The following is a 14,688-nucleotide window of genomic DNA, read 5'->3' as shown; positions in this document are numbered from 1 at the left end:
CCAAATGGATGCAACCACCCTACCCGCTCAGACCGTGATCAACGGTGTCTCGTTCAACGCCACACCCGGGCAACGCCCGGTGATGGTCGATGGCACCCAGACGATCGTGTCCCTGTTCAAGAAACGCTGCGCCGAAATGGGCGACCGCACCGCGCACCGCGAAAAGGACTTTGGGATCTGGAAGACCTACTCGTGGGCCGATTATTGGACCCATGCCAAATGGCTGGGTATGGCCCTGCGCAAGCTGGGTCTGCAACGGGGCGAGGTCGTCTCGATCCTGTCCGAAGATCGCAAGGAATGGGCCTACGCCGACCTTGGCATTCAATGCGTCGGCGGCATTGCGTCGGGTGTCTATACAACCGACAGTGCCAGTCAGCTTGCCTATCTGATCAACGACAGTGACAGCCGCTTTCTGATCGTCGAAAACGAAGAGCAGCTGGACAAGTTTCTGCAGATCGAAGCCGACGTGCCGGGGCTGTTGAATGTCATCATCCTGGAAGATGAAGGCCTGCACGATCTGGACCACCCGCGCTGCATCATGATCGATGACATCTACAAGATGGGTCAACAGGCGGAAAAGGATGAGCCCGGCGTTTTCGAGGCCGAGATCGACAAGGCGCAACCGCAGGATATCGGCCTTTTGATCTACACCTCGGGCACCACGGGCATGCCCAAGGGCGCAATGTTGAGCCAGGAAAACATCATGGCGGGGATCGAGGCCGGTGCGCACCGCCTGCCTGTACTGAGCACGGACGAGCAGCTGTGTTTCCTGCCGCTCTGTCACATCCTGGAACGCAACGTGTCGATCTATTTTCCGCTTGCTGGAATGACAACGGTGAACTTTGCCGAAAGCCCCGAAACGGTCTTTGCCAACCTGCAAGAGGTGTCACCTGCAACCTTCGTGGCCGTGCCGCGTGTGTGGGAGAAGATCTATTCCCAGGTTCTGATCCTGGCGCAAGAGGCCACACCAGCGGGCCGCGCGGCCTTTGGTATGGCGTTGAAGGCCGGGTTTGAACGGGCCGAGTATCTGCTTGCCAACAAACCGGTGCCTGCGGGCGTCGCTGCCAAATTCTGGTTGTGGGATCGTCTGGTCCTGCGCAACTTGCGTCGGATGCTGGGCATGGACAACATGCGCCGCGGCGGTACGGGCGCGGCCCCGATCTCGCCTGAGTTGCTGAAATGGTACTGGGCGATTGGTGTGCCCCTGCTTGAGGGTTGGGGCATGACCGAAACCTCTGGCCTGGGGTCGATCAACACGTTCGAGGAAAACAAGATCGGGTCAATCGGCAAACCGGTGCCAGGCTATGAAATCCGCATCGCGGACGATGGCGAGATCCAGACCAGGGGCCTCAACAACTTTAAAGGTTACTGGCGCAACAACGAAAAGACAGCCGAGACCTTTACCGACGATGGCTGGCTGCGCACCGGAGACATCGGTGAGATTGACACGGACGGCTACCTGAAGATCACCGGACGCCTCAAGGACATCATCATCACTGCAGGCGGCAAGAACATCACCCCGGCCGAGATCGAAAGCCGATTGAAATTCAGCCACTATGTCTCAGACGCGGTGATCATTGGCGACCGGCGTAAGTACCTGACGGCGCTGATAATGATTGATCAAGAGAACGTCGAGAAATACGCTCAGGACAGAAAGGTCCCGTTCTCGAACTTTGCGTCGCTGTGTGCTGCGCAAGAGGTCAAGGACCTGATCGCCGAAGAGGTCAAGGCGGTGAACAAGGAGTTTGCGCGGGTCGAACAGATCAAGGATTTCCGCCTGATCGACGTGCTTCTGACGGCCGAGGATGAGGAGCTTACGGCCACCATGAAGCTCAAGCGCAGCTATGTAGAAAAGGCGCACGCCCATCTGATCGACGACATGTACTGAGATAATAACAAGTTCCAAAGGGAGGAAACTTATGAAGACACTCATCAAACGGCTGGTCACAGCCACGGCACTGACCGCCGCTGCAACTCTGGCACATGCCGAAACCCAAGGCGTGAGCGACACAGAGATTCGCATCGGTTCGGTCAACGACCTGTCCGGCGTGTTTGCTGCCGTAGGCGTGCCCGCCACCAAAGGTGCAAACGTCTATTTTGACAAGGTCAACGCCGCTGGCGGTGTACACGGGCGCAAGATCACGTTCATTGTCGAAGACAACGGCTATCAAATGCCGCGCGCAATGCAGGGCTACAACAAGCTTTTGAACCGCGACAAAGTCTTTGCGATGCTGCAAAGCCTTGGCACACCAATGAACCTGGCTGGCTTTAAACTGCTGGATCCCAAGGGCATCCCAAACGTTGCGCCCCTGTCTGCTGCACGTCAGATGCTGCAAGAGCCGGTCCGCAACAAATTCGTGTCCTTTGCCGACTATTTCGAACAGGCCCGCATCGGTGTGAAGTTCTTGGCAGAAAAATATGATGCCAAAAACGTCTGCACCATGTATCTGCCCACTGACTTCGGCAAAGAGATCCTGGAAGGTTCGCATGCCGGTGCGAAAGAGGCGGGAATCGCATTTGCATCCGAGACAACGCACAAGCCGGACGAATCCGACTTTGTTGGCTCGCTCAGCAAGCTCAAGGCCGATGGCTGTGACATCGTTTCAATGGCGCTGACCGTCCGTCAAAGCATCACCGTAGCAGGCACTGCCAAGAAGATGGGCCTGACCGACATGAAGTTCATGAACACTTCGGCCGGTTTCCTGACGGTGGTTGCCAAGGTTCCGGGCGGTGTGACCGAGGGTCTTTATGCAGCGGCCAGCTGGCAGGATCTTTGGGCACGTGCCAACGACGAAGCCCCCAAGGCCTTCATCGAAGAGTACAAAGCCGCGACGGGTGAAGACCCGGTTGGCTTTGCTATGCTCGGCTACGCGGGTGCCCAGATGATGGTCAAAGCGCTTGAAGCGGCTGGCCCTGATCTGACACACGACAGTTTCATCGCAGCTATGGAAAGCCTCCGGTATGAGGATGAACTGGTCGGCAACTACATCGACTACAGCGCCGATGATCACCAGGGTGCCGACACCGTCTATGTTTCAGTCGTCGAGAATGGCAACTGGAAGAAAGTTCACGAAGAATAAGCACTTCGTCTTGGGGCGTTCGGGAAACCGAGCGCCCTTTTTCTGTCTACAGACACCCCAGCGAGGCCACCATGACCCAGCCGCAAACCCAGCACCGCACCTGCAACATCTGCGAGGCCATGTGTGGCTTGATCATTACCCATGACGCAACCCAGGTGTTGTCGATCAAACCCGACCCGAATGATCCGCTGTCGCGCGGTCACATCTGCCCTAAGGCCGTCGCTTTGCAGGATTTCCGCACCGACCCCGACCGGATCACCAAACCTTTGCGCAAAGTAAACGGTGAGTTTGTCGAGATCAGCTGGGACGAGGCGCTCGAATTTGCTGCTGAACGTATCCGCGCAGTGCAATCGGCCCATGACCGGGACGCTGTTGGCGTCTATCTGGGCAATCCCAACGCGCACAAATTTGGCAACCTTCTGAACCTGCCCAGCCTGGTCAAAGCGATTGGCACGTCAAACCGCTACAGTTCGGCCACGGCAGACCAGATCCCGCATCATGTCGCCTCTATTCACATGCTGGGCCATCCGATGCTGATCCCGGTGCCAGATATCGACCGCACCGACTACATGCTGATCATCGGTGGCAATCCGGTGGTGTCCAACGGCTCGATGATGACCGCGCCCGGATTTGGGCGCCGAATTGAAGAGGTCAAGGCCCGCGGCGGTCAGGTCATCGTCATCGATCCGCGCCGGACCGAGACAGCCGAAAAGGCGTCCGCCCATCACTTCATCCGCCCTGAAACAGACGCCTTTCTTATGTTAGCGATGGCACATGTGATCCTGGATCGCGGTTTGGTCGATTTGGGGCATCTGGCGGATCGGATCGACGGTTTGGATGCGCTGAAAGAGGCCATCAACCCCCTCACCCCTGCCCTTGCCGCGAAACACACCGGCATCGCGCAAGAGGTGATCGAACAAATGGCGCTGGATTTCGCCAACGCCAAATCTGCCGTCTGTTACGCCCGCATGGGCGCATCGACCCAAAGTTTCGGCAGCTTGTGCCAATGGGCCAGCAATTTGCTCAATATCCTTACGGGCAACTTCGACGCCGAAGGTGGTGCGATGTTCACCACGCCTGCGTTGGATTACGTCGGCATGACCAGCCGCAAGGGCAAGCACCGCACTTACCCTGAGCGTCGCTCGCGCGTGTCCGGGCAACCGCTCTACAACGGTGAGTTTCCCGTTTCCGTCATGGCCGAAGAGATGGAGACACCCGGCGCCGGTCAGATCAAGGCCTTGGTCACCGTCGCGGGCAATCCGGTTCTGACCGCGCCAAACGGGCGTCGGATCGAGGCCGCGTTGGAGGGGCTGGATTTCATGATGTCGATCGACATCCATCTAAACGATACCACCCGCCATGCGGATCTGATCCTTCCGGGCACCGTGGCATTGGAAGAGATGATGTACGACATCGTGTTTCACACCTTTGCCGTCCGCAACACCGCGGCCTATGCGCCCGCGATGTTTGCCCCGCCCAAAGGCAACCCCCAAGAATGGGAGGTCATCGCGCGCCTGACCGCCAAACTCACTGGTGCCAACCAGATCGGCCCGGCCCCGGAACAGGTGTTGTCGATGCTGCTGACCCAAGGGTTCCACGCCGATCAGGTCACGATCCCTGCCATTGAGACGGCCCAGGGTTCCATCGACCTTGGACCCATGGTGCCCAATCTGGCAGAGCGGTTGGAAACGCCCGAGGGTCGATTGAACCTGGCACCTGATGTGTTCCTGAACGACCTGCCCCGGTTGCTGGACAGTGCGTCGGCCAACACCGACGCCTTACCCTATCTGATGATCGGGCGGCGGCAGGTGCGCAGCCACAACAGCTGGACCCAAAACAGTCCGCGACTGGTCAAAGGACGCAACCGGTGCACGGTGCAGATCAACCCGGTGGATGCGACCCGGCTTGGCATCGAAGACGAAAGCGACGTGCAAGTCACCGGCCGGGTCGGATCCGTCACGCTTCCGGCAGAGATCACTGACGCGATGGCGCCCGGCGTGGTGTCGATCCCGCAGGGTTGGGGGCAACGGAACGGAAAACTGTCGGCGGCGACGCAGATGCAGACGGTGTCGATCAACGATCTGACCGATGACCTGCGCATCGACCCGATCAGCGGCAACGCGGCGTTCAACGGTGTGCCCGTGGCCTTGGCTGCGGCTGACTGAGCGAAATGTCATTCGACAGTCTGATCAAGTCTCGTATTGCAGCTCATCTCACGTCCGAGGCGCGCTTGAACGCAAGACGGCGGTCAGCAGAACGCAAGCGGTCACGCGGCGGGCAGCCGCACGTCGTGTCTTATTTCCACGATGTGTCCGACCCCTATTCCCACCTGACTGCGCAGATCCTGCGGGAATTGCAGGACCGATACAGTATTGAACTAAGGCCATTTTTGATCTCTGGCCCACCGGACTGGGCAACCCCGGCCCCTGAGCAGTTGAGGTCCTTTGCCCGGTCTGATGCGGCTCACTTGGCGCGCAGGGCTGGATTGTCCTTTTCATCTTCCTCCCACTATCCAGATGCGCGTGAAGTAGGCGTGGCCGAAACTCAAATCTGTGCAAGCCTAGGTTCCGAAGCATTTGCCGAAACGGCTGTGAACGTCGGAGCACAATTGTGGTCTGGCACCTTAGCGGCGTCATTGCTCAACGATGTGTCTGACACAAAGGCCAAAGGCGACAAAGAACTCGACCGTTTGGGCCATTATCTGGGCGCCACATTTCACTATGGCGGTGAATGGTATTGGGGGGTTGATCGGCTTCATTACCTTGAGACGCGGTTGATGGCCCTGGGGCTCGCACGCGATCCATCTGCGCGCGAACCCATTGTTCCCCCAGATCCAATTGTCCCGCCGCCCGCAACCAACGCAAATGTCGAGATCGAGGCCTTTTTATCCTTTCGCAGCCCGTACAGCTATTTGGCCTTTGAACGCGTGCGCGAACTGGCCAGCCAGTCCGGTGCGACGTTGCGCATTCGACCGGTTCTGCCGATGGTCATGCGTGGCTTGCCCGTTCCTAAAGCCAAGCGGATGTACATCCTGATGGATGTCGCCCGCGAGGCGCGCCGAATGGGTATTCCCTTTGGGCGTATCTGTGACCCGCTCGGCGAAGCGATCGAGCGGGCATATGCGTTGATTGGCTACGCGCGCGACACTGGCCGTCTGGAAAGCTTTACCTCCAGCTTTCTACGCGGCGTATGGTCCGAGGGCATTGATGGGCGCACCGACCGGGGTTTGGCGCGCATCGTGGAGCGTGCGGGGTTGAAGTGGTCAGAGGCCAAGCCGCTGCTCAACAGCACCGCTTGGAAACCTGAAGTCGAGACGAACCGCCAGGCCCTTACTGATATGGGTTTGTGGGGCGTGCCAAGCTTCCGCGTCGGTAAAACCGTCACCTGGGGCCAGGATCGCCTTTGGATGATCGCCGAGGCCCTAGGGCAGCATCATAACCAAGTCTGAAACTAAGGGTAATGTCGGAGAGACAGTCCGCCGTTTATCGTCAGCGGCAGCGACAACGCCACCGGGGACAGTTTTTGATCTGTTTGTCTTCTATGAGCATGGCGGACACGAATACTATGAGAGCGGTGGCAAGTACGGGACCGAGGGAGGCGATTTAAAGGCCGCTGTGGCCGCTTGTCGGATCATGTACACCAGTACTCATGGTTACGATGAAAAACAAAACCATCTCTTAGCAAATACCGCTATTTGGACCCAAAGGCGTTGACGTCAGACACCACAGGCGCTGACGTCAAATAGTTGCTACCACATCACACGATGCTCAGTTCCCAGATGTTTGTCGTCGTGTCGTCAAACTGGAAATATTCGACATTGATCAGACTGTCAGTGCCGTCTGCACCGACTGCCGTCACTTCGTTCGAAGAGGTCCGCGTCAGCGTGTAGTCTCCCCGGTTACCATCGAACAAGGCAAAGTCTGATCCGGCTCCACCATCCAGCGTGTCATTCCCGCGCCCTCCTTTCATGTAGTCGATATTGCCGTACCCCAACAGGTAATCGTCGCCATCCAAGCCCATCAGGTCATTGCGCTCACGGTTGCCCTCTAGCCGGTCGTTGAAGTCTGAGCCCACAAGGTTCTCGATCTCGAAGTAGAGATCACGGATCGCATCGCCGGCCGAGCCATAGCCCGTTTCCTGGCCTCCGAATTCGCCATTGCCGTTTCGGAGAGACGCGGTGACACCTGTTCCGGCGTTGTAATACGTCACGGTATCCACGCCATCTCCGCCAAAGTAGCGCTCGCGCCCTCCGGAGGAGCTGACGAACCAGTCAAAACCGCCTAGACCCCGGAAGTCATTTTGTTCGCCGTCCCCGAAAAAGACATCTTGATGCGAGGAGCCCGTAACACGCTCGACCGAAACGAGCGTCAGTCCTTCTGCCAAACCGGTGTTGTTCGAACCATCTGCAAGGTCCAGAAGTACCCCGCCCACGGCCGCGCCGGTGGGTGGAACGCCGTCGCTTTCAAAGATGTTCTGCACCACTGGAGCGCCGGACGCTTCGGCTTCGAGGAAGGTGATCATGTCGAGCCCATTGCCGCCATTCAGCGTGTCGTTTCCCGATGTAGCAATGAACCAGTCATAGTCGCCAATGCCTCTGAGTTCATCATTACCGTCCGTTCCGCGCATGACATCAGCGAAGATCGACCCGGTGGCGCGCTCGATGGAAATGAGTTGATCCACTTCACCGCCAAATATCTCGGCCCGGCCTGCGCCCAGATCAAGATCGACCATGAAATTGGTGCCGCGACCAGGAACTTCCTGAACGTCCGAGTAGGAAACCATGTCTCTGCCGGTGCCGCCATTAACAACGTCATCTCCGCGTCCAGGTACAATCCAATCATAGCCACCCAGACCATTGATCTGTTCCGATCCTGGCGTTCCGAAAAGTGTCTGTGATGTGTCGTCTCCGGTGATCGGAGATGACAGCGTCAGTAACGCGTTTGTGGTCAGGGTTCCGTCCGAAAACTTGAAGAACTCGATACCGCTAAGGGTGTCTTGCCCTTCTGCAGAGGTGAGGATCACCGTGTCGTCCACCTGGGTCACATCCTGAATTCCGCCGATCGCAAATCCGAATTGCGCTGTGTCGGTGCCCGCTTCGCCGTTCAGTTCATCATTGCCGAGGCCCCCCAACAGAGTGTCATTGCCAGTGCCGCCCAACAGCGTATCGTTTCCGGTTCCACCGATCAGACGGTCATTCCCGCCATCCGTCGCGACCCTGTCGTCACCGCCACCGGCATCAATAACGTCATCGGTTCCACCTGATGTGAAATTATTGTTCGTACCGTTGGCATCGGTGTAGTTGATGCGCTCGATCCCGTAGAACCAAACGTTGTTGCTGCCTGCGCCATCGATCACGCCGGAGAAGCCAGTTTCGTCACTGTTCAGAAACCCAAAGCCGATATTGCCAAGGTTCTGGTCATCTATGACCGTTAGCTCGTCAAAGCCCGCATTCCCATAAACGCTGTCATCGCCACCGAGCCAGAGGAAGAAGTCGTCGTCTCCGTCCCCTCCGACAAGACGGTCAACCAACCCGCTTGTCTGGTGCCCCGTGAGCCGGTCATCACCTGATGAACCAACAAGATTCATGCTTTCGAAATTGCGGACTGAACCGGTTCCTCTAAGCACTGACGTCGCATTAAGATCTATCTCAAGACCCGTGGTCTGGTCGCTGTGATCGGCGATCCAGTGATCATTGCCACCGCCACCGTCCAGCGTATCCACACCACCCGCAGAGTTGACGATATCGTTCCCGTCACCAGCGTTGATGAAATCGTTGCCGTTACCGGTGCGCAGGTTATCTGTTCCGCCTATCACGTCACGCAGACTGAAATGATCAACGTCATAGAACCAGACGTTGTTTGCTCCAACTCCATCCAAAACGCCTTGATTGCCGTCAATCGTGCCAGTGTTCCAGAAGCCGGTCGTAACGCCAGTTCCCAGCGTAAAGTCAACGGTGAGACGATCCGCGCCAGCGCCACCGTAAACGCTGTCGTCACCGCCCAGGGTCAATATGATGTTGTCACTACCTGCATTGGACCGCGCGATGTCCGTTAATGAGCTCGCCTCATGACCGATCAGGGTGTCATTTCCGGCCCCCGTCGTCACGTTGAAGCCTTCCATGTTGACGACGCTGCCGCCGCCCGACAGGGCCGAGCTTTTGTTGAGGTCGATCTCCACCGCGCCGGTTGCGGACTGATCGCCGATCCAGAAATCGTTGCCGTCGCCTCCGTCGATCGTGTCGCGTCCCGAACCGGAGTTCAGGGTATCGTCACCGCCGCCGCCCATCAGCGAGTCATCACCAGCCCCGGTGCGGATGTTGTCGTTGCCGGTGCTTTCGTCGATGAACGTGAAGTGGTTGATATTGTTGAACCATACATTGTTCGATCCGAACCCGTCGAAAACGCCAGAGTTGCCGTCAACCGATCCGACGTTCCAGAACCCTGTGGTGACACCAGCGAAATCGGAACCCAGCGTATTTGTCACCTGCAGGCGGTCGCCGCCCAATCCGCCATTGACGGTATCGTCGCCACGCAATTTCAGGATGATGAGATCATCGCCGTCATTTGACGTCACAACGTCGGCTCTGTCGGCGGTATCATGACCGATCAGGGTGTCATTTCCGGCCCCCGTCGTCACGTTGAAGCCTTCCATGTTGACGACGCTGCCGCCGCCCGACAGGTCCGAGCTTTTGTTGAGATCGATCTCCACCGCGCCGGTTGCGGACTGATCGCCGATCCAGAAATCGTTGCCGTCGCCTCCGTCGATCGTGTCGCGACCCGAACCGGAGTTCAGGGTATCGTCACCGCCGCCGCCCATCAGCGAGTCATCACCAGCCCCGGTGCGGATGTTGTCGTTGCCGGTGCTTTCATCGACGAATGTGAAGTGGTTGATATTGTAGAACCACACATTGTTGGCCCCGAACCCGTCGAAAACGCCAGAGTTGCCGTCAACCGATCCGACGTTCCAGAACCCTGTGGTGACACCAGCGAAATCGGAACCCAGCGTATTTGTCACCTGCAGGCGGTCGCCGCCCAATCCGCCATTGACGGTATCGTCGCCACGCAATTTCAGGATGATGAGATCATCGCCGTCATTTGACGTCACAACGTCGGCTCTGTCGGCGGTATCATGACCGATCAGGGTGTCATTTCCGACCCCCGTCGTCACGTTGAAGCCTTCCATGTTGACGACGCTGCCGCCGCCCGACAGGTCCGAGCTTTTGTTGAGATCGATCTCCACCGCGCCGGTTGCGGACTGATCGCCGATCCAGAAATCGTTGCCGTCGCCTCCGTCGATCGTGTCGCGACCCGAACCGGAGTTCAGGGTATCGTCACCGCCGCCGCCCATCAGCGAGTCATCACCAGCCCCGGTGCGGATGTTGTCGTTGCCCGCGCTTTCGTCAATGAACGTGAAGTGATCGATATTGTAGAACCACACATTGTTGGCCCCGAACCCGTCGAAAACACCGGAGTTGCCGTCAACCGATCCGACGTTCCAGAACCCTGTGGTGACGCCTGACATAGTGGGGCCCAGTGCATTCGTGACAACCAAACGGTCTTCACCGGCTTCCCCATTAACGCTGTCGTTGCCGCCCAAATGCAGGATGATAAGGTCGTCATTCGAACCCGACGAGATCGAGTCCTCAAGCGTACTGCTCTCGTGACCACGCAATGTGTCAGCGCCGCTTCCCGTTGAAAGGCGCATACCCTCGATGTTGCGGACTGCGCCAGTGGTCAAGAACGACGAAATCGCATTGAGATTTATATTGAAATCTGCGCTTTCGGATGAGTGATCACCGATCCAAAGGTCATTGCCTCTACCACCATCGATCTGATCGTTGCCCCCACCGGCATTGAGCGTGTCATCACCGTCACCCGAGTTCAGAATGTCGTTTCCATCACCAGTACGAATGTTGTCATTGCCAACAACGAAACTGTTGAAAGTGAAGTTTTCGATCCCTGAGAACCATGCATTGTTCGTTCCCAAACCGTCAAAAACACCTGAATATCCGCCCGGAAGCCCACCATTCCAGAAACCCACCGTTACCCCGGAATTTGGCACAGTGTAGTTGTAGATCAGGCGATCATCCGGCGTGCCGCCGACGGCAGTGTTATCTGCTCCCCCGGTCCCATCACCAAACGCATTTGTCACATTAATATCGGCCATGATAGCTCCCCCCCAAAATCAAACATATTCGAACTGTAGCAAGCGTAATCGAGACCCACTTTGATCTAGATTAAGCCCCATAATCCGCTCAGGCTTGGCCGCAGAACCACCCAAAACGGGTTACACAGCGAGGAGTTGGGGGGGTGCATACACAAGAATTGGCAAGGGCAATTTCAAAAGGTCAAACCGCTGTTTTGAAACAGGTCTCACATCCGGATGAGAATGGGCCCCAACGCGAAGGCAGCGTCATCACGATGCCCTCCGCTGCCTACGGGGGCGGAAGACCGGCCGCTTCAAAGCCAAGTCTGAGATGCGGAAAATGCCCGAGTTCGCAGGGGCAGGCTCGTGACCTTAAACTACAAGTGTTCTTACGGCATTGATCCAGCCCGGCCCAACTTTATCCGATCAACTCCGTTCGATGGCCTCAGACCGCATCGCACGTGAAAGTGTCATTGAACGAGGAGCAGCAGATAAGGCCACACTTGATGCTTTGGAAAACGAACTCTCGCAAGCTGGGTTCAAACGAAAAATTAGGCGTTTTCAGACAAGAAATCTATTCAGGCTCGTTAGCCTCCCTCACGGAGCAGATTTTTCTGTACCAGGCGCGGGGAAGACTACCGTTGCGCTAGCAGCAAACGCTATTCTGCGCGCCCGTAGTGTCGTCCGCCGCCTTGCAGTAATTGGCCCAATCGCGGCGTTTGGTGCTTGGAAGGAGGAACTTGTTGCCTGTTTTGAAAAGCCACCGATTCTCTTGATCCATGCTGGCGCAGGAACGGTCATACCGGGCAATACCGAAGTCTTGCTATCCAACTACAATCGAACGGCAAGCGACTAAGATACAGTCCGATCCTTCGTGGCAGCTGAACCAACGCAAGTGATCCTCGATGAAGCACATCGGGTCAAGCGCGGGGCGGCAGGTGTACACGGGAGAGCTGTTCTTGACCTTGCCTACGCGGCTCGTCGTCGGAACGTGCTTACTGGAATCCCTGCACCCCAAGGTGCTTTCGACTTGGTTGCATTGGTAAGCTTCCTTTTCCCAGGGCAAGATAGGCAGGTGCTTCCAGGCGCCGCATACTTCGAACGCAAAGGCCGGGATGAAGATGTTCTCATTGAAACAAACAGCGCGGTAAGACGATATTTTGTCCGTACCGCAAAAGCAGAGTTGGATCTGCCTCCTACTAGTTTCGAAGTGGTACGAGAACCTATGCGGCCAATCCAAGCGGCGATTTACGACGCTCTGCTGGGTCAGTATCGGTCAACGTTTTCCCTTCCCGACCGAGGTCGTCACGAGATGCAAAGATTAGGGCGGATCGTGATGTACCTATTGGAGGCTGCAACGAACCCAATGTTGCTTACCGCTGGTTCGGACGAAGGTGATGATCCGTCGTTTCTGCATCCGCCGTTGGAGCATCAAGGCCACGAACCATTGGCCGATTTGCTTGCTCGTTACAGCAGCTTTGAACAGCCCTGGAAGTACCAGCGTGTTTGTTCAATCGTCAAAGAAGCGGCCGAAAAGGGCGAAAAAATACTGATTTGGTCCAGCTATGTAAAAAACCTTAGGGCTCTCGCCCGTCTCTTGGATCAGTATCGACCAGCCGTTGTTCATGGCGGGGTACCCTCTGACGAAATCGCCCTTCCTGGAGTCATTACTCGCGAACGTGAATTCGAACGCTTTCGGCACGACCCGTCTTGCGCTGTACTCCTTGCGAATCCCGCTGCCTGTGGGGAAGGCGTTAGCCTCCACCATTGGTGCCATCATGCCGTATTTTTGGACAGAACATTTAACGCGGGACACTTTCTACAGAGTCAAGATCGCATCCATCGGCTGGAGCTAGCCGAGGACGTAGTCACACGTTTCACTTTACTAATTAGCGCAGGATCAATCGACGACTCAGTAGACGGGAGGCTAGCGGAGAAAGTAAGCGCGCTATCATTGTTGATGGACGATCCGGGACTGGTCCAAATAGCGTTGCCGTCAGCTGATGAAGGCTCAGGAGGCACGCCAGCATTTGACGACGACTATCAGGCAATTTCCGCCCATATCGCAGCTGAAAATGCGTGACCTACCCACCAGAGGCCGGTGTCATGCCGTTTTTCTCTTGGCTTTTAGCGCTAGGGTAAGGAGCTGACCCGACGTACATGCGTGGATTGTGGCAGCGCTGGACAAACCAACACATATGGCCGCCTCATTGGATATAACTGGAACGGCCAATCTACTTTTGGACATCGGTCTAGCTAGAGTTGATTCTTGTGTACTCACGGCTGGTGCTCTGTCCAGATTGGATCGAGAGGCGGATCTGACCACTCTTAAAGGCATTGCTCGGTTACTTTTGCGAAGCCGACCGCCAGGTTGGCTTAGAGCAGTTGTAAGTGACGGTCGTTTGCTGCCTGAGTTGATCCCACAACGTGACTTTGATGCGATCGCATGGCTAGGAGATGATTTAGAAGAGATTGTATTCACTGCTCATCAGCAGGTGTATGGCGCGAAAGATGAACATTTGCGTAAGATGCTAGGCGACGCCGGAGAAATTGCCATAATGTCTGCCTTGCGCCGCGATGGCCACAATCCGCGACATGTTTCGCTTACATCCGATCGCTTTGGTTACGACATAGAGCACAAAGAAGGTTTCCAAACCGTAGGACTGGAGATCAAAGCCGCCGTAAACGCCACGGCCGCCCGCGCACTCATCTCCCGCAACGAATTTGACGCCGCGAAAAGGATGGGCGAACGATGGAAACTGATCCAAGTGACGTTTTCATCGCGGGTGATAGCAAGTGGGCGCGTAACCGCAGGAGACGTGGAGAGGATACGCGAACTGCCAAGTCATTCACTCGTCGAGATGGCACCAGTCGAGAAAGAGGGATTTCGCTGGACTGAAGCTGCAGAAATTCGCCCCTCAGAAACTGAATGGAAGCCGAGCAACCTTCAAGTCGGAGAGGAATTTGAGGCCTTATTATCCAGTGACGAAGTATAGCGTCGGGTGCTCCGCACAGCGGTGGCCGGGGGCTTTGGTGCAAACGAAGTTAGGCACAAAAGAGCTTTGCAGCTGAGCTGCAAGATATAGGTGTTTCGACGACAGTTCTGTTTGGCACCGGCGTATTCGTTCCAAACGGACTGAAGCCAAGCCTGGAAATAGTCATTTAGTTTCCGACCCTTATATCTAATCACCGAAAACGTCGCAGTCATCAGGTCTGGAGAATATCGGCCCGGAGAGAGTGTTTTGAGGACCCCGCCGACCAGGACCGGTGTTCAGCTCCACCTGCACAACCCTCGAAAACAACGGGAAAATCCGGCCGCAGCCGGATGGGGAGAACGCTTTCTCAAGGGCAAGTGGCGGAGAGACAGGGATTCGAACCCTGGAGACGGTTTCCCGCCTACACACTTTCCAGGCGTGCGCCTTCGACCACTCGGCCACCTCTCCGTGTCGGGGTTATTTGGATG

7 protein-coding genes and 1 tRNA gene are annotated in these 14,688 nt (G+C 56.7%); 6 read left to right on the top strand and 2 right to left on the bottom strand.

The window, feature by feature from the left end; genetic code table 11:
* Positions 1–4 precede the first annotated feature (4 nt).
* The 4 genes from TRM7615_RS11220 to TRM7615_RS11205 all read left to right on the top strand — a co-directional run bounded on the left by TRM7615_RS11220 (position 5) and on the right by TRM7615_RS11205 (position 6,528).
* Positions 5–1,888 carry an AMP-dependent synthetase/ligase gene (locus tag TRM7615_RS11220; protein WP_108787496.1) on the top strand — a complete coding sequence of 628 codons (1,884 nt, stop codon included), beginning with the start codon at positions 5–7 and terminating at the stop codon, positions 1,886–1,888.
* Between the two features lie 31 nt (positions 1,889–1,919).
* The gene (locus tag TRM7615_RS11215) at positions 1,920–3,080 is read left to right on the top strand and encodes an ABC transporter substrate-binding protein (RefSeq protein WP_108787494.1); all 1,161 of its coding nucleotides are present in this window, start codon (positions 1,920–1,922) and stop codon (positions 3,078–3,080) included.
* Positions 3,081–3,151: 71 nt separating this feature from the next.
* Complete coding sequence (locus TRM7615_RS11210) at positions 3,152–5,245, top strand: molybdopterin oxidoreductase family protein (protein WP_108787492.1); 2,094 nt, start codon at positions 3,152–3,154, stop codon at positions 5,243–5,245.
* A gap of 5 nt (positions 5,246–5,250) precedes the next feature.
* Complete coding sequence (locus TRM7615_RS11205) at positions 5,251–6,528, top strand: DsbA family protein (RefSeq protein ID WP_108787490.1); 1,278 nt, start codon at positions 5,251–5,253, stop codon at positions 6,526–6,528.
* 308 nt (positions 6,529–6,836) lie between these two features.
* On the opposite strand, the gene TRM7615_RS11200 is transcribed toward TRM7615_RS11205, so the two are convergent.
* Positions 6,837–11,246, bottom strand: a complete 4,410-nt coding sequence (locus TRM7615_RS11200) for a calcium-binding protein (RefSeq protein WP_108787488.1) — start codon at positions 11,244–11,246, stop codon at positions 6,837–6,839.
* A gap of 874 nt (positions 11,247–12,120) precedes the next feature.
* Here TRM7615_RS11200 and TRM7615_RS11195 point away from each other — a divergent pair.
* Both TRM7615_RS11195 and TRM7615_RS11190 read left to right on the top strand, forming a co-directional pair.
* Complete coding sequence (locus TRM7615_RS11195; RefSeq protein WP_165821417.1) at positions 12,121–13,308, top strand: SNF2-related protein; 1,188 nt, start codon at positions 12,121–12,123, stop codon at positions 13,306–13,308.
* 88 nt (positions 13,309–13,396) lie between these two features.
* Positions 13,397–14,221: a protein NO VEIN domain-containing protein gene (locus tag TRM7615_RS11190; protein ID WP_165821416.1), complete on the top strand. Its 825-nt coding sequence runs from the start codon at positions 13,397–13,399 to the stop codon at positions 14,219–14,221.
* Between the two features lie 357 nt (positions 14,222–14,578).
* Here the strand turns inward: TRM7615_RS11190 and TRM7615_RS11185 are convergent.
* Positions 14,579–14,668 (bottom strand) — tRNA-Ser (locus TRM7615_RS11185).
* Positions 14,669–14,688 lie beyond the last annotated feature (20 nt).

This window comes from Falsiruegeria mediterranea M17 (assembly GCF_900302455.1).
Classification (GTDB): domain Bacteria; phylum Pseudomonadota; class Alphaproteobacteria; order Rhodobacterales; family Rhodobacteraceae; genus Falsiruegeria; species Falsiruegeria mediterranea.
This window is presented reverse-complemented; position numbering and strand designations above follow the sequence as displayed.

What these genes read in the sequence shown, in the direction of transcription:
- TRM7615_RS11220 (WP_108787496.1), top strand. Translation starts at nt 5, where the DNA reads ATGGATGCAACCACCCTACCCGCTCAGACCGTGATCAACGGTGTCTCG.
- TRM7615_RS11215 (WP_108787494.1), top strand. Translation starts at nt 1,920, where the DNA reads ATGAAGACACTCATCAAACGGCTGGTCACAGCCACGGCACTGACCGCC.
- TRM7615_RS11210 (WP_108787492.1), top strand. Translation starts at nt 3,152, where the DNA reads ATGACCCAGCCGCAAACCCAGCACCGCACCTGCAACATCTGCGAGGCC.
- TRM7615_RS11205 (WP_108787490.1), top strand. Translation starts at nt 5,251, where the DNA reads ATGTCATTCGACAGTCTGATCAAGTCTCGTATTGCAGCTCATCTCACG.
- TRM7615_RS11200 (WP_108787488.1), bottom strand. Translation starts at nt 11,246, where the DNA reads ATGGCCGATATTAATGTGACAAATGCGTTTGGTGATGGGACCGGGGGA.